Source organism: Pseudomonas putida (assembly GCF_001976065.1).
GTDB classification, from domain to species: Bacteria; Pseudomonadota; Gammaproteobacteria; order Pseudomonadales; family Pseudomonadaceae; genus Aquipseudomonas; species Aquipseudomonas serbica.
The window spans coordinates 1,369,041-1,391,907 of record NZ_MNAH01000001.1 but is presented as its reverse complement, the minus strand read 5'-3'; the positions used below and the strand labels follow the sequence as shown (position 1 = coordinate 1,391,907).

Below are 22,867 nucleotides of genomic sequence, written 5' to 3'. Positions count from 1 at the left end.
ACTTCGGGTTAACACCGGGCGCTTTTTTCTATCGCCTGTCATCGGACAAAGGTGTTTGCTCATCTGCTTCGGGAAGCTTCCTGTCGCGCTCACTCCAATCCCGCGCGTCCTCGTCATCGTCGAGGTCGGGCTGTTTCAGGGGATCGTATTTGCCCGGATCTTCCGACGCGGGGAGCGTCTTGTCCGGGTCTTGGCTGTTGCCCTGGAAAGTCGACTCGCTGGACATGTCTCACCTCACAAACCGGGCCCGGGTTTTCCGGGTCGTACAGCTTTGAAGGCGTCCAGGGGATTGCGTGCGTTCGAGTAGACGAGCGGCATACACCCTTGCAGGAGATCGACATGCCAGCGAAGGCGCCCTCCCGGTCAACCAGTCTCTCGCGGCTGTACCCGACCTACTGTAGGAGCCGGCTTGCCGGCGAAGGCTCCCTCCCAGTCAACCAGTCTCTCGCGACTGTACCCGATCTACTGTAGGAGCCGGCTTGCCGGCGAAGGCGCCCTCCCAGTCAACCACTCTCTCGCGGCTGTACCCGACCTACTGTAGGAGCCGGCTTGCCGGCGAAGGCTCCCTCCCAGTCAACCACTCTCTCGCGGCTGTACCCGATCTATTGTGGGGCCTGCCGACGATGGCGGCCTGACAGCCGACCTGTTCCCAAGTGAACGCATCCCCCTGTAGAAGCTGCCGAAGGCTGCGATCTTTTGATCTTCTATTCAGCCCGATCAATCCGATCCAGCGCCCGACTCACCGCCAGCTCGCCGAGCATGATGACCTGGGCTATCCCCAACAGGGTATTGCGACTCGTCCCTTCCATATGATCCGCCAGATCCAGCGTCATCACATTGGCCGAAGCCAGCGACTCACAGGCATGGGCCAGCAGGGTTTCGGTATCGAGTTCCGGGTTGACGATGAACATGGTGCAAAGCTTGCGCGGAGTGGCCTGGATATCGGCGGCTGAGGGGATGCGTTCGGAGGGTGTTACCGGATCGGTGTCCGGCGGGTTTGGGGTCGGCTTGATCATATGCTGTGTTCTCTAGTTGAGTGCCGCCCTTCTGCTACTAAACGAAAAGGGAGGCAACTGTACGCAGGTTAGTAGACCGGGGAACTCAGCTAAGCCGGCGCGCCCGAAAGCGCCCTACGTACAGCCACCATCAAAATACAGGTATGGAAATACCTGTCAGACGGATGCACGTGCAGCCAAATTACCGCGGGCTACTAAACCCGATCACTGACCATCAGTGACGCGAACCAAGTTACCGAGCAGCTCCAAGGCGCACAAGCCGGCGGATTCTGGCGTAACCGTAGGCAACGGCGCAAGGCGCTGTGGCTTTCGGGAAGTAACCCGGGTAGCTTTTAAACACGTTGCACATTGCTCGCAAAAGCGCTGCCAATAGAGGCAGGACAACCCTCGCGCCAAACGCTTGAATGCCGTGGGATACCGCCGCGCCCCTCCCTTCCTCAAACCCGCAAAAAAATCCTACAGATCCGGCGCACCGGCATCTCGGACGCATCCTACGCGCGCATCAGAAGCATCCGATTCCAACCTTTGTCAGATTCTCGAAAGCTGTCGGGTGCCTGAACGAGGGTGGAAAACCAAGCCTCCCCGTATGCCCAGCCAGCCCAGGGAGGACTGATTTTGTCCAACACACCGCGCATTTTCTTCAACCACACTCGCCACACATTCACCATCCACCGGCTCGACGCCGTCTTCGATGTCCTGGCCTTCGAAGGCCAGGAACACCTCAGCCAGCCCTTCAGCTACCGCATCGAATTCACCTGCGCCGAACAGGACCTCAGCGCCGAACAAATACTCAACAAGGACGCCCGYTTCAGTCTGTATCCGTTGCCGCCAAAGCCGCCTTACCCCGGCCTGCCAGYGCCCGAGTACAAGCCGTTGCGCAGCCTGTATGGCGTGGTCAACACCTTCCAGCGCCTGTCCAGCTCCCGCGACGAAGCYCGCTACGAAATCACCCTGCAACCGCGCCTGGCCCTGCTCGATCGCGGCCGTCAGTACCGCCTGTACCAGCAMCAGTCGGTGCCGGAGATCGTCGAGCACATCCTGCGCAGCCGCCACGRTTTCCTCGGCCAGCATTTCCTGTTCCAGCTGGTGCGCGAATACCCCCGYCGCGAGCAGGTCATGCAATACGGCGAAAGCGACCTCAAGTTCATCGAGCGCCTGCTGGCCGAGGTCGGCATCTGGTACCGCTTCAGCCACGACGACCGCCTGCAGATCGACGTCGTCGAGTTCCACGACGACCAGCGCCACTACCAGTTCGGCGTGCAGCTGCCGTTGCGTGCGCCGGCCGGCTTCGCCAGTGGCGAGGACGGCGTGTGGGGCCTGCAGACCCGCCACCAGGTGGTGGAGAAATCCATCAACTTCCGCGCCTATCACCACCGCGATGCAAGGGCCCGGCTCGATGGCGAAGTCGACCAGACCCGCGGCACCACGACCACCACCTACGGCGAGGCCTACCACTACGCCGAACCCTACCGCGTGCTCGGCGATCGCCTCGACCAGGACGAAGATCTGCAAAGCGAAAGCGGTTTTTTCTACGCCCGCCTGCGTCACGAACGTTACCTCAACAGCCAGACCCACCTCAGCGGCGCCAGCAGCAGCGCCACCCTGGCGCCGGGCCAGGTGCTGAAAATCGCCGGCGCGCCCCAGGCCTTTACCCCCGGCGCAGTGATCACCGGCCTGCACACCTGCGCGGCCCGCGACCGCAGCATCGAAGTAAATTTCGAGGCCATCCCCTACGCGGAAATGGTCTGCTTCCGCCCGCAAGTCCCGCCCAAACCGATCATCGCCGGCACCCTGCCGGCCCGCGTCACCAGCGGCAAAGCCAACGATCCCTACGCCGAAATCGACCTCGAAGGCCGCTACAAGGTCAACTTCCTGTTCGATCGCGACCCSTGGAAGCTCGGCCAGGAAAGCATGTGGCTSCGCCAGGCACGCCCCTACGCCGGCGACACCCAYGGCCTGCACCTGCCGCTGATCTGCGGCACCGAAGTGGCCATCGCCTTCGAACARGGCGACCCSGACCGCCCCTACATCGCCCACGCCCTGCACGACAGCGACCACCCGGACCACGTGACCCTGCGCAACTACAAACGCAACGTGCTGCGCACYCCGGCGAACAACAAGCTGCGCATGGAGGACAACCGCGGCGAGGAGCACATCAAGCTCAGTACTGAGCACAGTGGCAAGAGCCAGCTGAACCTGGGGCATCTGGTGGATGCGCAGAAGAAAAAACGCGGGGAAGGGTTTGAGCTGAGGACGGATGGGCATGGCGCCATTCGTGGCGGCAAGGGCTTGTTCATCAGCGCCGATGTGCAGGCCAAGGCCCAGGGCGTGGTGCTGGAAATGGCCGCTGCGCTGGGTCGTTTGCAACAGGCAGGGGAGCAGATGCAAGGCCTGTCCAGCGATGCCCAGGCGGCCCACGCCGATTCCGCCGATGTGCAGGCCCAAATATCACTGATGCGCGAGCAACTCGATGCACTCAAGGCTCAGGTGATCCTGCTCAGCGCGCCCCAAGGCATCGCCTTGAGCAGTGGCGAGCACCTGCAACTGGCGGCGCAGGACAACCTGATGCTCAACGCCGGTGGCCAAGCCGACTTCAGCGTGGTCAAGCGCCTGTTCATGGGTGTGGGCCAGGGATTTAGCCTGTTTGTGCGCAAGCTGGGGATCAAGCTGATCGCCAATCATGGCCCGGTCAGCGTGCAAGCGCAGAACGACTCCTTGGAACTGCTGGCTCGCCACGGGCTGTCAATTACCAGCACCGAAGACGAAATCCATATCACCGCGAAAAAGAAAATCGCCCTCAATGGCGGGGGCAGCTATCTCAGCCTCGATGCAGGCGGCATCGAATCGGGGACGGCGGGCGACCACAAGGTCAAGTCTGCGCACTTCGCCTTTAGCGGTCCGGCCAGCATGACCGCCGCGCATCCGGATTATCCGCAAAGCCTGTCCAAACAAGTTCTGCGGCTCAACGTGCCGCAAGCCCCAAACGCTTCCAGCGAAGGCTGGGCAGGCATGCCCTACACCCTGTACGCCGACGGCGCGCTACTCAAGCGAGGTGTGTTGGACAAGACCGGGCAACTGTTGATTGACCATCAGGTTGTGACTCAAACCTATCGGCTGGTGATGGCCAACAGTGTTGCCTACCAGATTCCGGTTCCCACCGACTACCGCAATCCCGAACAGGCGCACTTAGCCAATCGCGGCTTGCAAAACCACCCCTCGCGAACCAATGCCGAGGTGAGTGAGCCCACCTCGCACACCGATCACCGCGCCCTGTACGCCGCAGTGATGGAAGGACCTACTGACCAGGAAGGAAAAACACCATGAGATCAACCGACATCGTTACGCCGGTCGCACTCCAGCAAACCCAAGAGGCCACCTGCTGTTCACCCTGGTATGTGTGCAACACCGAGTATCACCCCGCAATGGCTACCTATAAGCCGTTGGTCAACGGCGAAGAGACCTTCAAGGCTGTTCATCTTGCCATCGCCCAGGCCACGAAAACTGTCGACATCATCTGCTGGGGTTTTCAGCCATCGATGTTTTTCATTCGCGAACGAGACCTCGAGGTGCCGTGCATCGGCGATTTATTGAAGGCCAAGGCGAAAGAGGGCGTCAAGGTTCGGATATTGGGCTGGGAGATATTGTTTAACAGCGCGGGTTGGGCGGGTGAAGCCAATCTACCCGGGAAAGGCCCGTACCGAATCTACAACCGCGCGATGCAACCTTCCACGGATATCCAATATGCCTATGATCGGCAGTGGTTTGCCGATTGCGCAGCTGCCCAACGAAGTACGAGTGGCCTGTCGCTGTTTGTCAGCCGCGGCTTCAGTTGGCAAGAGCGAGCTGAAATTTCCCACTGGGTGAAATATGAAAGTCTCGACCCACAGATCAGCGCCAACATGCGCCAAGCGTTGCGGTTTACAGCGTCACACCACCAAAAGACGGTGCTGGTCGATTATGAGCTGCCAGACAGTGCCGTCGGTTTCGTCATGGGCCACAACATGCTCGACGAGTATTGGGACACTGACAGGCATTCCGCGCTAAATCGATCCAGGAACAGCAAGCCCAGACCCGATCATGGCCCGCGTGGTGATACGCCACGTCAGGATATTTCCAGCCAGGTCAGCGGGCCGATTCTGGAACACCTGCACCACAACTTCGCCAGCGCCTGGCGCAAGGAAACCGGCGAGGACCTGCTCGCTCTACGGCAAGCCAAGCAGGTGGGGCCACAACTTCAATGCTTGCCCGGCGCCACCCGGCAGTTGGCTCAACTGCTGCGCACCCAACCCCAGGAAGGCAAGCGGGATATCGAGAAGCTTTACCTGCAAGCCGTCAACAACGCGACCCAATTTATCTACATCGAGAACCAGTATTTCCGCTGGCCACCCCTGGCTAACCTGATCAAGGACGTCGCCGCCAGCCAGGCCAGAGCCGGACGTGATCCTGTGGAGCATGGCAGCCTGCATCTGTTCGTTGTCACCAATGACACAGAACAAGGCCTCGGCCCTGGCGCAGTCAATACCCAACGCATGCTCGAAAGCCTCGGGCGCGCCGACACCATTCCCCAAGTCACGAAGTTACAACGCATTGAAAAGGTCAAAGCCGACGCACCACCCCGGCCACGGCCCGAGCCAAGCGATCGCGTCGGGCATCAGGAGCTTGCCCAGTGGCAGGAAAAACTCGATTGGCACATCCGGCAAATCAAGGACAGCACCCTTGTTCCGGAGAACATTCCCAACCTGAAAGTTCATGTGTGCTCGTTGGTCGCCAACGACTTGAAGGCGGGCGACAAATGGATGCCGGTGTACATCCACTCCAAGCTGATGATCGTCAACGACGTGTTCACCACCCACGGCTCGGCCAACATCAACACCCGCAGCATGCAGGTTGATAGCGAGCTGAACATTGCCCATGAGTGGGCGAGCGTGACCCAGGCGTTGCGGCGGCGGTTGTGGGATATGCATACGAATGGGATGGGGGCGCAGGATGATGCGGATGAGGCGTTCAAGGCCTGGCAGACGATCGTCAATGACAATAAAAAGTTTCAGGAAAAGAAGGATGCGCCCTGTGCTTCGCTCGTCGAATTTTATTACGACAAAGCCACCCTGAAGGATCTCGACTGATGCGTCTCGTGCTCTTGCTGTTGTGCCTGCTGTTGGCCGCTTGTGATAGCCGCAGCGCCTTTACCTATATGAAGAAGGACCCTCATGTGAATCCGCTCACCGACATCAAGGCCAATTTCGCCTTTGCCTGCGCCCACGAAAAAATTCCTGCCCCCTCAGCCGAAACAGATGTGCTGTTCCAATACGCCCGCTGGTTGCAGAGGAACAATCAGCTAAAGCAAGACAAGAGCGTCGACGTCGAGATCGAACGGCTGTACCGCATCGCCGCCGAAAACGGCCATTACAAAGCCAACATCAACCTTCAGAACGGAGCGATGCGTCAGCATTTCAAGCTTCACGGCCATGAACACTTGCGCCTGAGCCAACAACTGATCGAAGCCAGTGTTGCCACGGGATATTACTTCGTGGGGATCTTCTTGCAGCAGGGTTCGGCTGGGTTGAAGCAGGATTCGGAAATGGCGTTACGTTATTACCGCAAGGCCGCCGATCAGGGAAGTGCCCAAGCCCAGGCATATGTAGGCGACAAGCTGGCGCCGAGCGATATCGCGCCAGACGTAGCCCGTCAGATGCGCCGTTGCGCCGCTGAACAAGGCAATGGGAACGCAGCCGTCATGCTGTCGATTTACCTAAGGGATGAGGGGAAATACACCGAAGCAATCGAAGTTTTGCAGATGGGTGTAGCCGGCGGGGATGAACATGCTGCCGGCCGCTTGGACGATGCATTTCGAGGTCATCCTTCCACGAATAAGATGTACTACCTAGGGCAACAAGAAGACCTTGAACGCGCCGAACGCTATAAAAAAATATGGCGAATACTCGCGAGAGCTTCCTACGCGAACCCCACAGTCCCCGAAATCAACGAAATCGTCCCTTTACCCCCGGCGAAGCTCCCAGCCTGGGACGGCAAGCTCCAATGGCTYGAAGCACGCCGGGCCAATGTCCCACCGGAAAAGCCCAGCCAAGCGCTGATCAACCAGCTGTCCAAGGCCAAACTCCTGGACCCGGCCACCGGCCGAGGACTTCCGGGTTCACCYGCATTCAGCCAGGCTCATTTATCCGCRCCGTACTGCTATAGCGGTCAAGTCTGCCCGGTAAGTGGGTACTGGCAGGTTGGCTGGCTTCCTCGCCACCATTCAGTTAAGGACGGCAACGGYATTCGGTATTTCGAGCAGGGCGTGATCTTGCCCAAGCAACTGGTCGAACGTTACCACCCACGCATCTGGCCCTTCTCCGACAAGATCACAAGATCTGAGCAAGCGGTTGAATGGTGCCTGCTCGGATGAGAGATCCAGCTCAAWCAGGACAGTAACGCACTGCGTCCCGCTGTCGACACCTGCGCAATGGTGACGCGGAGCCYCACGGGATGCATTCCCACGCAGAGCGTGGGAACGATCAGTAAAAGAAGAATGCGCCCTGTGCTTCGCTCGTCAATTTTTATTACGACAAAGCCACCCGAAGGATCTCGACTGATGCGTCTCGTGCTCTTGCTTTTTTGCCTGCTGCTGGTTGCCTGCGACACCAGTAACCCTACTTCTACTTCGACCGAGAAAATGCCCTTGAACCCTTTAACTGAAGCCAAGGCCAGGATGGCTTTTAACTGTGTGCACGAGCAGATACCTGAGGCTCCCGCGGAGGCCGATGTGCTATTCCGCTACGCGCGCTGGTTGCAAAAGAATAACCAACTCAAGCAGGACAAGACTGTTGATGGAGAGATCGAACGTCTATACCGCATCGCCAGTGAGAACGGACACTACAAGGCCAATATCAATCTACAGAACGGTGCGATGCGCGGTTTCTTCAAACTCCGTGGTGAAGAGCATTTGCGCATGAGTGAGCAACTGATCGACGCGGGCGTGGCAGCGGGATATTACTTTGTCGGCATTTTTCTGCAGCATGGTTCGGCCGGGTTGCAGCAGGATCACGAAATGGCGTTGCGTTACTACCGCAAGTCCGCCGATCAAGGGAATGCACAAGGCCAGACATATATCGCCGACAAGTTAGCGCCGATCAACATTGCCCCGGACGTTGCCCGGCTAATGCGCCGTTGTGCTGGGGCGCAAGGAAACGGTAAAGCTGCAAGAGCACTCGGTGTTGATTTGTCGATAGATGGGCATTTTCAAGAGGCACTCGAAGCATTCCAACTTGGGGCAGCTGCCGGTGATAGTACTTCGGCTTCTTTTTTGACCGAGGGCTTCCGTGGTCCGGAGCCGAATGATCGGTTGTACTACCTGTGCCAACAAGAAGACCTCGAACGCGCCGATCGCTACAAAAAAATCTGGAAAATCCTCTCGGACTACTCCTACGCCAATCCCAAAGTCCCCGAGATCAACGAGATCGTCCCGCTGCCACCCGCCGAGTTGCCCGCCTGGGAAGGCAAGCTGCAATGGCTGGAAGAACGCCTGGCAAACATCCCACCAGAAAAACCCAGTGAAGCGCTGATTCTTAGTTTGGCCAAGGGCAAAGCCCTCGATCCCGCCACCGGCCGACCGCTGCCGGATTCTCCCGGCTTCATCCAGGCTACTTCCCCCAGGCCGACCTGCAACAGCGGCTAAGCCTGCCCGCAGTCTGGCTACTGGAAAGCAGATATAGGTAGCCAGTTTTTCTCGCGCCTCGAAGGTGCACAAATTCGCCGTTTCGAGAAGGGCGAAATCCTGTCAACACTAAGAATCCAAAGGCGCCACAGCCGCTTCTTGCTCGCCGACCGAGTGATCGTCGAAGAGGAAAATATCAAATGGATACTGTTCGGAGAAGCCTGAGTATTTCCTGATGGGCAGGGTGCAACTGGTAACACGCACGACTCACACCTTAGAAACAACACCGCCAATTCCGGCAACTAAAAAGGAGCAGCATAATGAGGCGATCAAAGCTATGAAAGACCGCCTGAAGGCCAACGGCAAGGCCCCCAAGCAGATCATCTGTGCGGCGATGCGCAAGCTGCTGCACTTCGTTTACGGCGTGCTCAAGTCGGGCCAACCCTATGACCCGAAACTTGCGCTTGCCCGGTGAGGTTCAAGACGGTATCTACAGAGTGAATATCAGAAGGCGATTTCCTACGCCTTAGCTGAAGGAGCGAGCGGGCAGCGGACAGCCGCACCGCTGGCTCCAACAGATTTCAAGTGTGATGAATCTCCCGATCCTTCGTCTCCGGCAGGAAGAACGTACCCAGGATCGCCGTCATCACCGCGATCACGATCGGGTACCACAGCCCATAGTAGATATCGCCCGTGGCCGCGACCATGGCGAAAGCCACTGTTGGCAGGAATCCGCCGAACCAACCGTTGCCGATGTGGTATGGCAGTGACATCGAGGTGTAGCGGATGCGCGCCGGGAAGAGTTCCACCAGCCAGGCGGCGATCGGGCCGTAGACCATGGTCACGTAGATCACCAGGATGGTCAGGAGCAGCAGCACCATCGGGTAGTTGGTCTTGGCCGGGTCGGCTTTCTCGGGGTAGCCGGCGTCCTTGAGGGCGGTGCCCAGGGTTGCGATGAAGGCGTCGTTGCGGGTCTTGAAGTCGGCGGCCGGCATGCCGGTGCCTTCGAAGCTGGGGATCACTTTGTCGCCGATACGAACCTGCGCGACAGTTCCCGGCTCGGCCTTCTCGTTCTTGTAGGGGATGGCCCGTTTGGCCAACACGGTCTTGGCCAGGTCGCAGGAGCTGGTGAATTTGGCCTTGCCCACCGGGTCGAACTGAAACGAACACTGGTCGGGATCGGCGATCACCGTGACCGGGTTCTTCTCCTGTGCGATGAACACGTCGGGGTTACCGTACTGGGTCAACGCATTGAAGATCGGGAAGTAGGTCAGCGCCGCGAGGATGCAACCGGCCATGATGATGCCCTTGCGCCCGATGCGGTCGGACAGGCTGCCGAAGATGACGAAGAACGGCGTACCGATCAGCAGCGAACCGGCAATCAGCAGGTTGGCGGTCTGCGCGTCGATCTTGAGGGTCTGCAGCAGGAAGAACAACGCGTAGAACTGCCCGGTGTACCAGACGACGGCCTGGCCGGCGGTACCGCCGAGCAGCGCCATGATCACGATCTTGAGGTTTTCCCAACGGGCGAAGGATTCGGTCAGCGGCGCCTTGGAGGCCTTGCCCTCGGCCTTCATCTTCACGAACACCGGCGATTCGCTGAGTTGCAGGCGGATGTAGACGGAGACGATCAGCAGCAGGATCGACAGCAGGAAGGGAATCCGCCAGCCCCAGGCTTCGAACGCCTCGGTGCCAAGCACGGTGCGGCAGGCAAGGATCACCAGCAGCGAAAGGAACAGGCCGAGGGTGGCGGTGGTCTGGATCCACGAGGTGAAGTAGCCGCGCTTGCCCTTGGGTGCGTGTTCGGCCACGTAGGTCGCCGCCCCGCCGTACTCGCCACCCAGGGCCAGGCCTTGCAACAGGCGCAGGGTAATCAGGATGATCGGGGCGGCCACGCCAATGGTCGCGTAACCGGGCAGGAAACCAACGATGGCCGTGGAGACACCCATGATTACGATGGTGATCAGGAAGGTGTGCTTGCGCCCGATCATGTCGCCCAGTCGGCCGAACACGATGGCGCCGAAGGGGCGCACGGCGAAGCCTGCAGCGAACGCGAGCAAGGCAAAGATGAAGGACGTGGTCTCGTTGACGCCGGCGAAGAAGTGCTTGGCAATGATCGCGGCGAGGGAGCCGTAGAGGTAGAAGTCGTACCATTCGAACACGGTGCCCAAGGACGAGGCGAAGATGACCTTGCGCTCCTCCTTGGTGATCCCGTGCTGGGGCGCGTTACCCGCGGTGGTGTTGTCGATTGCGGCCATGAGTCGTCTCCGTCTTTCTCTTGTTATAGGCCGGAGTACCCCACTATCTTCTTGTTGCCGCACCCTGGCCCTGGGGCTGATGTCATCGGATTACGGATTGCGCAAAGCATGCACACAGGCTGACGGCCTCGCATCGCTGCAAGGTTTCATTGAGCATAATCGGCTTCTTGCAGATATCCACTCGCCATCACGGGCAAACGGAATCAAGCGAATGAGCCTGCAACCGAGACTTTGTGCCGTTGGAAGATATTTTGTTGCGAGGGGGGATGTACAGAATGCAATAACCCCCACTCGCGCAGTGCGTGAGTGGGGGTTATCAGAAATATGGCAGGGGCGGCTGGATTCGAACCAACGCATGGCAGGATCAAAACCTGCTGCCTTACCGCTTGGCGACGCCCCTGTAGCTACTGCCTGGAGAGCCGGGGAAGGCCCTCAGCAGGAATGGGCGGCAATTTACCAACATTCTTGCCGCCTGGGAACCCCCTCGCCCAATTATTTTATTTTAAAACAGCGACTTACCATCAAGGATCGACCTGTCCCATCAGTTCGGGCACCGATTCAGGGCGATTGGCGAAGCGCTGGGCAAGCACTGCGCAGACCATCAGCTGGATCTGGTGGAACAGCATCAGCGGCAGGATCAACACGCCAATGGTGCTGCCGGCGAACAGCACCTGAGCCATCGGCACGCCCGTGGCCAGGCTTTTTTTCGAGCCACAGAAAAGAATGGTGATGCGGTCTTGCTGGTTGAAACCCAGGGCCTTGCCCAGCACCGTGGAGGCCACCAACACCAGCCCCAGCACCACGCAGCAGGCGACCACCAGCCCGGCCAGGTCACGCAACGGGATCTGGTGCCAGATGCCTTCGATCACCGCTTCGCTGAAAGCACCGTACACCACCAGCAGGATCGAGCCCTGATCGACAAATTTCAGCCAGTTCTTGTTGCGCGCCACCCAGGCGCCGATCCAGCGGCGAGCGATCTGCCCGGCAATGAACGGCAGCAACAACTGCAGGCTGATCTTCAGGATCGCGTCCAGGGTCGAGCCACCCTCGCCGTGCACGTCCAACAGCAAGGTCACCAGCAAGGGCGTGAGAAAGATCCCGAACAGACTGGACGCTGCCGCGCTGCAAATCGCCGCCGGGATGTTGCCTCGTGCCAGGGAGGTAAAGGCGATCGCCGACTGCACCGTGGCCGGCAGCGCGCAGAGGTAAAGCATGCCCATGTACAGGTCGGCGCCGATCAGCGGTGACAGCAATGGCTTGAGCGCCAGGCCGAGCAGCGGGAACAGGACGAAGGTCAGGCCGAACACCAGCAAGTGCAGGCGCCAGTGACCGGCACCGGCAATGATCGATTCCCGGGAGAGCTTTGCCCCGTGGAGGAAAAACAGCAGCGCAATGGCGCCGTTGGTCAACCAGCCAAAGCCCACGGCCACCTGGCCACTGGCGGGCAACAGGCTGGCGAGCAGGACCACGCCGACCAGGGTCAGGGTGAAGTTGTCGGGCAAGAAACGGGGGCGGGTCATCAGGGGCATCCAGGCGGCCGGGAACGTTGCGACCACTCTAGCGCGCCCCCAAATTGCCGGCTAACGCTAAAAAGCCAGGAGATAGCGCCTAACGGACACCTCTCAAAATCACGGGTGACTGGTACGCCGCTTTCGCTGGCAAGCCAGCTCCTACGGGGGATTTGTGCCATACACAGCTTTTGTATGCGCTGCAGGCACCTGTAGGAGCTGGCTTGCCAGCGATGAGGCCGGCACATCCAACATCACGGGTGATTGATACGCCGCTTTCGCTGGCAAGCCAGCTCCTACAGACGACCGTTGCCTTCTCGATCACGCTCATAGTGCCGAGCGAGCGCAAACGCCGGCAACCAGGCCTCACGCCGCACCGTCCAGCTTTCGTAGGTAGGCGTGAACTGGTCAGGCGCATCGAATGAACCCAGGTTCACTTCGACCTCGTCATTGCTGCGGGCAAACACCGACGAGCCACAGCGAGGACAGAAATGGCGCCCGGCATAGTCCCGGGTTTCGCCCTCGATCGTCACCGCGTCCTCAGGGAATATCGCCGAAGCGTGAAAGAGCGCCCCATGGTGCTTGCGACAATCGAGGCAGTGACAAAGACCGACCCGGTACGGTTGCCCCACCGCCACAAGCCGGACATCGCCGCACAGGCATCCACCCGTAAATCGTTGCATGTCTGCCCTCCTCTCCAAGGGTTTGAAAGTAGCCACTCAACGACTGTAGAGGCTAACAAAGCCTTCACAGCAAAAACTTGCGAAAAGCGACAGTAGGCTAAGCTTACGTCAGCTTATTGCCCTTGATGCTCGCGGCGGCAGTTGTTGGTTTTTCTGGAGAGCGTCTGCAACAGCTATCTCAGACAGGCCCAGACAATTTGCGCAGGATTGCCGTGATGACCGAGCCGTTACTCAGTTTTGACCAACTCAAGCGTGCTGCCGCCTCAGGCGAAATCGATACCGTTCTGGTGTGCATGGTCGACATGCAGGGCCGCCTGGTGGGCAAACGCTTCCAGGTCGAGTTTTTCATCGACAGCGGCCATGAAGAAACCCACTGCTGCAATTACCTGCTGGCCGACGACATCGACATGGAGCCGGTGCCGGGTTACGCCGCTGCCAGCTGGAGCAAAGGTTACGGCGACTTCGTGCTCAAGCCCGACATGCGCACCTTGCGCAAGGTGCCCTGGCTCGAGTGCACGGCGCTGGTGCTGTGCGATGTGCTGGACCATCACCATCGCCAGGACTTGCCCCACAGCCCGCGGGCGATCCTGAAAAAACAGGTCGAGCGCCTGCGTGAACGCGGCTACACCGGCATGTTCGCCTCGGAACTGGAGTTCTACCTGTTCGACGAGAGCTACGAGGCCATCCACAAGCGCAACTACCTCAAGCCAAAAACCGCCGGGCACTACATCGAGGATTACAACATCCTGCAGACCACCCGCGAAGAGCCGGTGCTGCGGGCGATCCGCAAGCACCTCCAGGCCAGCGGCATCCCGGTGGAAAATTCCAAGGGCGAATGGGGCCCGGGCCAGGAAGAAATCAATATCCGTTACGCCGATGCCATGACCATGGCCGACCATCACGTCATCATCAAGCACGCTTGCAAGGAGATCGCTCAACTCCAGGGCAAGGCGATCACCTTCATGGCCAAGTGGCGCTATGACGCCGCCGGTTCCAGCAGCCACATCCACAATTCGCTGTGGGACAAGAACGCCAAAAAGCCGTTGTTCTTCGACGCCAAGGCCGAGTTCGGCATGTCCAAACTGATGCGTTCGTGGGTGGCCGGGCAGCTCAAGTACGCCAACGACATCACCTGTTTCCTTGCGCCCTATATCAATTCCTACAAGCGTTTTCAGGCCGGCACCTTTGCCCCTACCCGAGCGGTGTGGAGCCGGGACAATCGCACCGCCGGCTTTCGCCTGTGCGCCGAGGCCAGCAAATCGATCCGCATCGAATGCCGCATCGGCGGCGCCGATCTGAACCCTTACCTGGCCTTCGCCGCCCTGATCGCCGCCGGGCTGGCGGGCATCGATGAAAAACTTGAGCTCGCTGCGCCCTTCGAGGGCGATGCCTACGTTGACGAGCATCTGCCTGAGGTCTCCAAGACTTTGCGTGAGGCCTGTGCCGCACTGCAGGAGTCCAGCATGTTGCGCGAGGCCTTCGGCGACGAGGTGATCGACCATTACGTGCACACCGCCGAATGGGAACAGAAAGAGTACGACCGGCGCATCACCGACTGGGAACTGCAGCGCGGCTTCGAGCGCTACTGAGAGCATCATGACCAACACTGTTCAACTCATCTCGCCGGTCGATGGCCGGGTCTTCGCCGAGCGTCAGTACGCCGATATCGTACAGATCGAGCAGGCACTGGCGGCGGCCACCTGCGCCCAGGCGCAATGGAAGCGCCGGCCATTGAGCGAACGCGCAGCTTTTTGCAGCGCCGCGGTGGACGCGATGCTGGCCATGAAGGATGAGATCGTCCCCGAACTGGCCTGGCAAATGGGCCGTCCGGTGCGCTATGGCGCCGGCGAACTGCGCGGCTTCGAAGAGCGAGCCCGGTACATGATCACCATTGCGCCGCAAGCCCTGGCGGCGCTCGAAGTCGAACCCGTCGCGGGCTTTCGCCGGTACATCAAGCGTGAGCCAATGGGCACCGTGCTGGTGGTCGCTCCGTGGAATTACCCCTACCTGACAGCGGTCAATACGATCATTCCGGCACTGATGGCCGGCAACAGCGTGATCCTCAAGCACGCTTCGCAAACGCTGCTGGTGGGCGAGCGATTTGCCGAAGCCATGCGCCGCGCCAACCTGCCAGAAGGGTTGTTCCAGAACCTGCTGCTCAGTCACATCCATACCGGCGTGGTCATCGGCTCCAGACAGGTGCAACAGGTGAACTTTACCGGCTCGGTGGCAGCCGGCATGGAAATGCAACGCGCTGCGGTCGAGGGTTTCCTGCGGGTCGGCCTGGAGCTCGGCGGCAAAGACCCGGCCTACGTGCGGGCCGACGCCGACCTCGAACATGCCGTGGAAAACCTGGTGGACGGCAGTTTCTTCAATGGCGGGCAGAGCTGCTGCGCCGTGGAACGTATCTACGTCGACCAGAACATCTACCCGGCGTTTGTCGAACGCTTCGCCGATTTGACCCGTCAATACGTGCTGGGCAACCCGCTGGACGAAGCCACTACCCTCGGACCGCTGGTGAGTCCGGGGGCGGCGGATTTCGTCCGCGGGCAGATTGCCGATGCGCAGGCCTTGGGCGCGAAGGCACTGATCGACCCGCGGGCGTTTGCCGCCGACGTGCCGGGCAGCGCCTACCTCGCCCCGCAAGTGTTGGTCGACGTCAATCATCAAATGTCGGTCATGCGCGATGAAAGCTTCGGCCCGGTGGTCGGCATCATGCCGGTGGACAGCGACGAGCAAGCCATCGCCTTGATGAACGACAGCGAATTCGGCCTCAGCGCTTCAATCTGGACCCGCGACCTGGCCGCCGCCGAACGCCTGGGCGACGAGATCGACACCGGCACCCTGTTCATGAATCGCTGCGATTACCTGGCCCCGGCCCTGGCCTGGACCGGGGTGAAAAACAGTGGACGCGGCGTCACCCTGTCATCCATGGGTTATGAACACCTCACCCGCGCCAAATCCTTCCATCTGCGCCACGAGACCTGAACCATGAGCCTGACTGGAAACTGGAACTACCCTACGAGCATCCGCTTCGGTGTCGGCCGCATCGCGGAACTGGCCGAGACCTGTTGTAGCCAGGGGATCCAGCGCCCGCTGCTGGTCACTGACAGTGGCCTGGGACGCGCGTCGATCACCACGGCTGCGCTCGACGCTCTGCGCGATGCCGGGCTGGGCGCTGCGCTGTTCTGCGACCTCAAGCCCAATCCGGTCGAAGCCAACCTGGCCGGCGGGCTCGAAGCCTGGCGCGCAGGCAACCACGATGGTGTGGTGGCCTTTGGCGGTGGCAGTGGCCTGGACATGGGCAAGCTCATCGCCTTCATGAGTGGCCAGACCCGGCCGGTCTGGGATTTCGAAGACATCGGCGACTACTGGACCCGCGCCGATGAAAGCCGCATCGCCCCGGTCATTGCAGTACCGACCACCGCGGGTACGGGCTCTGAAGTGGGCCGTGCGGCGGTGATCATCGATGATCGCACCCACACTAAACGCATCATCTTCCATCCGAAAATGATGCCACGGGTGGTCATCAGCGACCCGGCCCTGACCGTCGGCATGCCGGCCAAAGTCACCGCCGGCACGGGCATGGACGCCTTGGCGCACTGCCTGGAGTCCTACTGCGCCCCGGGTTTCCACCCCATGGCCGATGGCATCGCGGTCGAAGGCATGCGCCTGGTGAGCAATGCCCTGGTGCGCGCCGTGCACACCCCTTCGGACCTCGATGCCCGCGGGCAGATGCTGGCGGCGGCGGCGATGGGCGCCACTGCTTTCCAGAAAGGCCTGGGCGGGATGCACGCCCTCGCGCATCCGATCGGCGCGCTGTACGACACCCACCACGGCATGACCAACGCCACCCTGATGCCCTATGTGCTCAAATTCAATCGCCCGGCCATCGAGGAACGCATCACACGCCTGGCCGCGTACCTGCACCTGCCCTCCCCGGGCTTCGACAGCTTCCTGGCCTTCGTCCTCAAATTGCGCAAGGACATCGCCGTGCCCCATACGCTGTTCGAACTGGGCGTGGATGATCAACGGGCTGACCTGATCGCGGACATGGCAATAGTTGACCCCAGTGCCGGCGGCAATCCGTTGCCGTTGACAAAGGCCGGCGTGACGGAAATTTTCCAGGCGGCTTTCCATGGCCGTCTCTGACTCGATCGAGGGTCCATGATCGAAACAGCAACAGGTTAGCGGTTGTAAACAGGAGCAGTACGACAAGGGGTTGAAAACCAACCCATCCGGAACCCCGGATGGCTGCGTATCAAACCTGAAGGGGCACACAACGATGAACCCAGCAAGCCAGCCCGGCACCGACGCGCCGCACGACGATGACGTCAAGGTGCTGCACAGCATGGGCTATGCCCAGCAGTTGTCGCGACGAATGGGGGTTTTCTCCAACTTCGCGATTTCCTTTTCGATCATCTGCATCCTCTCCGGCGGCATCAACTCACTGGCCCAGGGCACCTCGGGTGCGGGCGGCGCCTCGATCGGCATCGGCTGGCCGATCGGTTGCCTGATTTCCGGGGTGTTCGCCCTGGCCATGGCGCAGATTTCCTCGGCCTACCCCACCGCAGGCGGCCTGTATCACTGGGGCTCGATCCTTGGCAACCGCTTCACTGGCTGGCTCACGGCCTGGTTCAACCTGCTGGGGCTGGTCACGGTGCTCGGTGCGATCAACGTCGGCACCTACTACTTTTTCTTCGGTGCCTTCGGCCCGGCACTGGGCATGGAGGACACCACCACGACCCGGGTGATTTTCCTGGCCATCCTCACCGGGCTCCAGGCTTTGTGTAATCACCTGGGCATCGGCCTGACCGCCAGGCTGACGGACTTTTCCGGCTACCTGATTTTCGCCACCGCACTGGCGCTGACCATTGTCTGCCTGATCTCGGCCCCCAGTTTCGAGTTCTCCCGGCTGGTGACCTTCGGCAACTATTCCGGCGAAGCCGGCGGCAGCGTCTGGCCACAGGTGTCCAACGGCTGGATCTTCATGCTCGGCCTGCTGCTGCCGATCTACACCATCACCGGTTATGACGCTTCCGCGCACACCTCCGAGGAAACCCGCAATGCCGCCATGTCGGTGCCTCGGGGCATGGTCATGTCGGTGGTCTGGTCGCTGCTGTTCGGCTGGGTGATGCTCAGCGCCTTCGTGCTGATGCTGCCGAGCATGGACGAGGCGGCCAAGCAAGGCTGGAACGTGTTCTTCTGGGCGATGAACACCCAGGTCAATCCGCTGCTCAAGGACGCGCTGTACGTGGCGATTTTCATCTCCCAGGTGCTCTGCGGGTTGGCCACTGTCACCTCGGTTTCGCGCATGATCTTCGCGTTTTCCCGTGACGGCGGCCTGCCCTGCTCGAAAGCCCTGTCCTCGGTCTCGCCGACCTTTCGCAGCCCGGTGGCGGCAATCTGGACCGGCGCTACCCTCGCCGTGCTGTTCGACTGGGGCTCATCGGTGATCTCGGTCGGTGAGACACCGGTCTACACCATCGTGGTCTCCTGCACGGTGATCTTCCTGTTCTTCTCCTTCATCATTCCCATCGTGCTGGGCCTGTTCGCCTACGGGACCTCGAGGTGGCCGACCATGGGGCCGTGGAACATCGGGCGCTTCTGGTACACGGTGTTTGCCCTGCTCTCGGTCCTGTCGATGGTGATCATCTTCGTCATCGGCATCCAGCCACCGAACGACTGGGCGTTGTACATCACCATCGGCTTCCTGGTGTTGACGGCCATCGTCTGGTTCGGCTTCGAAGCGCGCCGCTTCCAGGGCCCGCCGGTGGGCGACATGATCGTCAAGCGCCAGGCCGAAATTGCGGCGGCTGAAGCGGCGTTGAATAAACGCTGAAGTCCTGGAGGAGTTGACTTGTCGGGCCGCCGCATCGCAGCGAAGGCGGCCTTGAGACTTGCGCTGCTCTTTCAGGCCCCAGCGCTGGCAAGCCAGCTCCTGCAGTAGTCAGGTGCATCCGCGCAAAAGCCCCTTCCTCGACATCGGCGGTCGCCATTCACGGCAGGCTCGCCCCTGCCGATGACCCTGTCCCTGGCAATAAAACAAAATCGCCATGTGCTCCCTTCGTTCCTTCATGCGTCGCATGACTTCACTGCCCGTTCCCCCGTCTGGAGTTTCTCAATGCCCTCGCCCCATTCCCTGTCCGCCGCATTGCTCGGCCTGGCCCTCGTCTGTCCGGCGCTGGCCGAGGCCCAGGGCCTTGAGTTGGGACAAGTGCTGATCGGGGCCGAGGACCAGAGCGACGAAGACCAGGGCATCGAGGAGGCCAAGGCCCGGCTCGAGCAGGTGCCCGGCGGCACCAACCTGGTCGACATGCGCCGCCCCCTGCAGGGCCGGGTGGCGAGCAATCAGGATGTGCTGGCCTATCAGCCGGGGGTCTATGCCCAGTCGGCGGGCAACGAAGGGGTGAAGATCTCGATCCGCGGTTCGGGGATCAACCGGGCGCCGGGCGCCCACGCCTCGGGGCTGTACGCCATGCTCGACGGCCTGCCGCTGACCGGCCCCGGCGGCACGCCCTACGAACTGCTGGAGCCGCTGTGGCTTGACCACGTCGAAGTCCTGCGCGGCGCCAACGGTTTCGACCGCGGTGCCCTGGCCCTGGGCGGGGCCATCGACTACGTCAGCCACACCGGCTACAACGCCCCCAAGCTTCAGGTGCGCTACGCGACGGGCAGCCACGGTTATCAGCAGCGCCAAGTCAGTTCCGGGCAGGTGCTGGGCGACTTCGACTACTACATGGCCCTGACCGATGCCCGCGCCGACGGCTATCAGGATCACACCGCCAGCGACAGCCAGGGCGTCATCGCCAACTTCGGTTATCGCTTCAACCCGAACCTGGAAACGCGCTTCTACCTGCGCCACCGCCAGACCGACAACGACCTCGCCGGCCGGGTGACCAAGCACTCCATCGAGCACGACCCGCGGGCGGCCAACCCCGCCTACGTGGCGCGGGACGATCGCCGTGAACAACCGGGCAGCACCTTTATCGGCAACAAGACCACCTACTACATCGATGACGACTCAAGCATCCAGGCCGGCCTTGCCTACCATGACTACCCCATGGACCTGCGCGAGGGCCCCAATCGCCTGAAGGTGGCGTACACCGATGTCAGCGGCACGTTCGACTACAAGCGTCGCGACACCCTCTGGGGCCTGCAGAGCCAAAGCACCCTGGGCCTGCGCGTGACCAGGCACCTGCCCAATGCCGGTGCCAGCGAGGAAGTACGCATCCCCAGCGGCAACACTGCCGGTTATGCGCCGGGCACCGCCATGCGCAACTTCACCTACCAGGGTTCGGACAGCGTCCTGCATGCGGGCAATGACCTGGAGATCGCCGACGACCTGTGGCTGACCACTGGCCTGGCGGCCATCTACACCCGCCGGGAAAGCGCGGTGACTTACCCGCCAGGGGGTGGCAAGACCAGTATGGGCGACTGGGACTACGCTCCGCGCCTGGGCCTGCGCTACCAACTGACCCCCGACCTGCAACTTTTCGGCAATCTCAGCCGCTCGGTCGAGGCACCGCACCCCTGGTCGCTGATCTACAGCTCGAACGTTCGCTTCCCGGCAGACAGCGGCCCGGCTACCGGCACCCAGCGCGATCCGATCGAGCTGCAGAACCAGACCGCGACCACCCTGGAACTCGGCGGTCGCGGCGACAGCGCGATGGGCCAATGGAGCCTGGCCTGGTATTACGCCCAGGTACGCCACGAACTGCTCTCGGTGTTGCCGGACGCCAACGCCACCACACCCTACGAGCTCAACGCCAGTCCGACCGTGCACCAGGGCGTGGAAGCCAGCCTGCTGAGCAACCTGTGGTCGGGCAACGATGGCGCAGAATTGAGCCTGCGCCAGAGCTATACCTTCAGCGACTTCCACTACCAGGACGACGAACGCTTCGGCGACAACCGCCTTCCGGGCCTGCCGATGCACTACTACCAGGGCGAACTGCGCTACGACTGGCCCCAGGGTTTCTTCGCCGCGCTGAACACGCAATGGGTGTCCAAGGTGGCGGTCGATTACGCCAATAGCTACTACGCCGATCCCTATGCGCTGTTCGGCGCGACACTGGGCTACAACGCGCCCAAGGGTGACTGGCAGACGTGGGTAGACATGCGCAACCTGACCGACAAGCACTACGCCGCCACCGTCACGCCGGGCTACGACGACAAAGGTCAGGACGCGGCGCGCTCGACGCCGGGCGAAGGCATGGCGGTGTATGTCGGGGTGTCGTGGAGCCTGTTGTGAGGTCCTGACTTGCGGCCAAGGCTCCACGCCCAACACAAAACATTGTAGGAGCTGGCTTGCCAGCGAAGAGGCCCAAAAGATCACCGCAACATTCAAGGCCGCCTTCGCCGGCAAGCCGGGCTCCTACAGGTCCGCGGTGCCCACGCCATCAAGCCCAACACAAAACATTGTAGGAGCTGGCTTGCCAGCGAAGAGGCCCAAAAGATCACCGCAACATTCAAGGCCACCATCGCCGGCAAGCCGGGCTCCTACAGGTCCGCGGTGCCCACGCCTCCACGCCCACACAAAACATTGTAGGAGCTGGCTTGCCAGCGAAGAGGCCCAAAAGATCACCGCAACATTCAAGGCCACCATCGCCGGCAAGCCGGCTCCTACAGGTCCGCGGTGCCCACGCCTCCACGCCCAACACAAAACATTGTAGGAGCTGGCTTGCCAGCGAAGAGGCCCTAAAGACCACCGCAACATTCAAGGCCACCATCGCCGGCAAGCCGGGCTCCTACAGGTCCGCGGCGAACACGCCTCCACGCCCAACACAAAACATTGTAGGAGCTGGCTTGCCAGCGAAGAAGCCCAAAAGACCACCGCAACATCCAAGGCCGCCTTCGCCGGCAAGCCGGGCTCCTACAGGTCCGCGGTGAACGCGCGCGGAGCTACGAGGTTCGCGCCCCCGGGTTCTGCCAGAACGCGGGATCGGCACTCTTGAGCCGCTCGACCGCGTTATTGATATGGTTGAGCGCAGCGTGGCGCGCGCCTTCAGGGTCGCGTGCGGCGATGGCGGCGTACACGGCAAAGTGTTCGACCCGCACCGTCTTGGCCAGGTCGCGGCGGCGCTCCTCGTTGGAACGGGTGATGCGGATCGCTTCCTTGATGTACTGGGCGATGAATTCGTGCAGTGATGGGTACAGCGGATTGCCCGTTGCCCTGGAAATCGAGTGATGGAACCCCAGGTCTTCCTCGACGCCATCGCGCCCCGCCTGCTCGGCGGCATCGATGGCCTTCAGCGCCTGGTGGATAGCCTCCAGCTGCGCTGGCGAATGCCGCTGTGCCGCCAGTGCCGCCGCCTCCCCTTCGATACCGCGGCGCAGCTCGGTAACCCGCAATACGGCCTCGATAGACCCACTGACATCCAGGTCAATGGTGAACGCCTTGATGTGCGCACCTTCGCTGACGACAGTGCCGCTGCCCTGGCGAACCTCGACCAGACCGGCAGATTTCAGTCGCGAAATCGCCTCGCGGATGACCGTCCTGCTGACCCCGAAACGCTCCGATAGCACGGGCTCCGTGGGCAGGCGGGCACCTGGCAGCACCTCGCCATTGGCGATATAGGCCTTCAGGGCCGCCGTCACCTGGTCGGACAGCGTGCCCTTGGCGGAGTCCTTCAGAACGGCCAGCGCCTCGGCGGAACAGGGAGTTTTGTCAGGAGTGGGCATAGGCATCTCTGGGCTCAAATCGGTGAACGGTACTGCATTTTAGACCCGTCGTCCTCCCTGACTTCTG

General features: G+C 61.2%; 16 protein-coding genes and 1 tRNA gene. 10 read left to right on the top strand and 7 right to left on the bottom strand.

Annotated elements, in window-relative coordinates:
* Positions 1-28: 28 nt before the first annotated feature.
* Both BKX96_RS06365 and BKX96_RS06360 read right to left on the bottom strand, forming a co-directional pair.
* The gene (locus BKX96_RS06365) at positions 29-226 is read right to left on the bottom strand and encodes a hypothetical protein (protein WP_077183076.1); all 198 of its coding nucleotides are present in this window, start codon (positions 224-226) and stop codon (positions 29-31) included.
* 478 nt (positions 227-704) lie between these two features.
* The gene (locus BKX96_RS06360) at positions 705-1,016 is read right to left on the bottom strand and encodes a DUF6124 family protein (protein WP_077183075.1); all 312 of its coding nucleotides are present in this window, start codon (positions 1,014-1,016) and stop codon (positions 705-707) included.
* Positions 1,017-1,631: 615 nt separating this feature from the next.
* Here BKX96_RS06360 and BKX96_RS06355 point away from each other — a divergent pair.
* The 5 genes from BKX96_RS06355 (at position 1,632) to BKX96_RS06335 (ending at position 9,145) form a co-directional block, all read left to right on the top strand.
* On the top strand, positions 1,632-4,340 hold the full coding sequence (locus BKX96_RS06355) for a type VI secretion system Vgr family protein (protein ID WP_077183150.1): 2,709 nt from the start codon (positions 1,632-1,634) through the stop codon (positions 4,338-4,340).
* On the top strand, positions 4,337-6,139 hold the full coding sequence (locus BKX96_RS06350; RefSeq protein WP_077183074.1) for a phospholipase D-like domain-containing protein: 1,803 nt from the start codon (positions 4,337-4,339) through the stop codon (positions 6,137-6,139). The genes BKX96_RS06355 and BKX96_RS06350 overlap by 4 nt, the downstream gene beginning before the upstream one ends.
* Positions 6,139-7,422, top strand: a complete 1,284-nt coding sequence (locus BKX96_RS06345; RefSeq protein WP_077183073.1) for an SEL1-like repeat protein — start codon at positions 6,139-6,141, stop codon at positions 7,420-7,422. The genes BKX96_RS06350 and BKX96_RS06345 overlap by 1 nt, the downstream gene beginning before the upstream one ends.
* A 186-nt stretch (positions 7,423-7,608) precedes the next feature.
* Positions 7,609-8,691 carry an SEL1-like repeat protein gene (locus tag BKX96_RS06340; protein WP_077183072.1) on the top strand — a complete coding sequence of 361 codons (1,083 nt, stop codon included), beginning with the start codon at positions 7,609-7,611 and terminating at the stop codon, positions 8,689-8,691.
* A gap of 316 nt (positions 8,692-9,007) precedes the next feature.
* On the top strand, positions 9,008-9,145 hold the full coding sequence (locus BKX96_RS06335; protein ID WP_179092130.1) for a hypothetical protein: 138 nt from the start codon (positions 9,008-9,010) through the stop codon (positions 9,143-9,145).
* 106 nt (positions 9,146-9,251) lie between these two features.
* Here BKX96_RS06335 and BKX96_RS06330 read toward each other — a convergent pair whose 3' ends face one another.
* The 4 genes from BKX96_RS06330 to BKX96_RS06315 all read right to left on the bottom strand — a co-directional run bounded on the left by BKX96_RS06330 (position 9,252) and on the right by BKX96_RS06315 (position 13,119).
* Positions 9,252-10,928: an MFS transporter gene (locus BKX96_RS06330; RefSeq protein WP_077183071.1), complete on the bottom strand. Its 1,677-nt coding sequence runs from the start codon at positions 10,926-10,928 to the stop codon at positions 9,252-9,254.
* Between the two features lie 325 nt (positions 10,929-11,253).
* A tRNA-Gln gene (locus BKX96_RS06325) sits at positions 11,254-11,328 on the bottom strand.
* A gap of 121 nt (positions 11,329-11,449) precedes the next feature.
* Positions 11,450-12,448: a bile acid:sodium symporter family protein gene (locus BKX96_RS06320; RefSeq protein ID WP_046816433.1), complete on the bottom strand. Its 999-nt coding sequence runs from the start codon at positions 12,446-12,448 to the stop codon at positions 11,450-11,452.
* A 284-nt stretch (positions 12,449-12,732) separates the two neighbouring features.
* A complete protein-coding gene (locus tag BKX96_RS06315; protein ID WP_077183070.1) occupies positions 12,733-13,119 on the bottom strand; it encodes a GFA family protein in 387 nt (128 codons plus the stop codon).
* 215 nt (positions 13,120-13,334) lie between these two features.
* On the opposite strand from BKX96_RS06315, the gene BKX96_RS06310 reads away from it, so the two are divergent.
* The 5 genes from BKX96_RS06310 to BKX96_RS06290 all read left to right on the top strand — a co-directional run bounded on the left by BKX96_RS06310 (position 13,335) and on the right by BKX96_RS06290 (position 21,370).
* Complete coding sequence (locus BKX96_RS06310; protein WP_046816431.1) at positions 13,335-14,708, top strand: glutamine synthetase family protein; 1,374 nt, start codon at positions 13,335-13,337, stop codon at positions 14,706-14,708.
* Positions 14,709-14,715: 7 nt separating this feature from the next.
* The gene (locus tag BKX96_RS06305; RefSeq protein ID WP_077183069.1) at positions 14,716-16,107 is read left to right on the top strand and encodes an aldehyde dehydrogenase family protein; all 1,392 of its coding nucleotides are present in this window, start codon (positions 14,716-14,718) and stop codon (positions 16,105-16,107) included.
* A 3-nt stretch (positions 16,108-16,110) separates the two neighbouring features.
* Positions 16,111-17,271, top strand: a complete 1,161-nt coding sequence (locus BKX96_RS06300) for an iron-containing alcohol dehydrogenase (RefSeq protein ID WP_077183068.1) — start codon at positions 16,111-16,113, stop codon at positions 17,269-17,271.
* A 133-nt stretch (positions 17,272-17,404) separates the two neighbouring features.
* On the top strand, positions 17,405-18,961 hold the full coding sequence (locus BKX96_RS06295) for an amino acid permease (RefSeq protein ID WP_077183067.1): 1,557 nt from the start codon (positions 17,405-17,407) through the stop codon (positions 18,959-18,961).
* A gap of 282 nt (positions 18,962-19,243) precedes the next feature.
* Complete coding sequence (locus BKX96_RS06290; protein ID WP_077183066.1) at positions 19,244-21,370, top strand: TonB-dependent receptor family protein; 2,127 nt, start codon at positions 19,244-19,246, stop codon at positions 21,368-21,370.
* Between the two features lie 650 nt (positions 21,371-22,020).
* Here the strand turns inward: BKX96_RS06290 and BKX96_RS06285 are convergent.
* Positions 22,021-22,806, bottom strand: a complete 786-nt coding sequence (locus BKX96_RS06285) for a FadR/GntR family transcriptional regulator (protein ID WP_046816424.1) — start codon at positions 22,804-22,806, stop codon at positions 22,021-22,023.
* Between the last annotated feature and the right edge of the window lie 61 nt (positions 22,807-22,867).

What these genes read in the sequence shown, in the direction of transcription:
- BKX96_RS06365 (WP_077183076.1), bottom strand. Translation starts at nt 226, where the DNA reads ATGTCCAGCGAGTCGACTTTCCAGGGCAACAGCCAAGACCCGGACAAG.
- BKX96_RS06360 (WP_077183075.1), bottom strand. Translation starts at nt 1,016, where the DNA reads ATGATCAAGCCGACCCCAAACCCGCCGGACACCGATCCGGTAACACCC.
- BKX96_RS06350 (WP_077183074.1), top strand. Translation starts at nt 4,337, where the DNA reads ATGAGATCAACCGACATCGTTACGCCGGTCGCACTCCAGCAAACCCAA.
- BKX96_RS06340 (WP_077183072.1), top strand. Translation starts at nt 7,609, where the DNA reads ATGCGTCTCGTGCTCTTGCTTTTTTGCCTGCTGCTGGTTGCCTGCGAC.
- BKX96_RS06335 (WP_179092130.1), top strand. Translation starts at nt 9,008, where the DNA reads ATGAAAGACCGCCTGAAGGCCAACGGCAAGGCCCCCAAGCAGATCATC.
- BKX96_RS06330 (WP_077183071.1), bottom strand. Translation starts at nt 10,928, where the DNA reads ATGGCCGCAATCGACAACACCACCGCGGGTAACGCGCCCCAGCACGGG.
- BKX96_RS06320 (WP_046816433.1), bottom strand. Translation starts at nt 12,448, where the DNA reads ATGACCCGCCCCCGTTTCTTGCCCGACAACTTCACCCTGACCCTGGTC.
- BKX96_RS06315 (WP_077183070.1), bottom strand. Translation starts at nt 13,119, where the DNA reads ATGCAACGATTTACGGGTGGATGCCTGTGCGGCGATGTCCGGCTTGTG.
- BKX96_RS06310 (WP_046816431.1), top strand. Translation starts at nt 13,335, where the DNA reads ATGACCGAGCCGTTACTCAGTTTTGACCAACTCAAGCGTGCTGCCGCC.
- BKX96_RS06305 (WP_077183069.1), top strand. Translation starts at nt 14,716, where the DNA reads ATGACCAACACTGTTCAACTCATCTCGCCGGTCGATGGCCGGGTCTTC.
- BKX96_RS06300 (WP_077183068.1), top strand. Translation starts at nt 16,111, where the DNA reads ATGAGCCTGACTGGAAACTGGAACTACCCTACGAGCATCCGCTTCGGT.
- BKX96_RS06295 (WP_077183067.1), top strand. Translation starts at nt 17,405, where the DNA reads ATGAACCCAGCAAGCCAGCCCGGCACCGACGCGCCGCACGACGATGAC.
- BKX96_RS06290 (WP_077183066.1), top strand. Translation starts at nt 19,244, where the DNA reads ATGCCCTCGCCCCATTCCCTGTCCGCCGCATTGCTCGGCCTGGCCCTC.
- BKX96_RS06285 (WP_046816424.1), bottom strand. Translation starts at nt 22,806, where the DNA reads ATGCCTATGCCCACTCCTGACAAAACTCCCTGTTCCGCCGAGGCGCTG.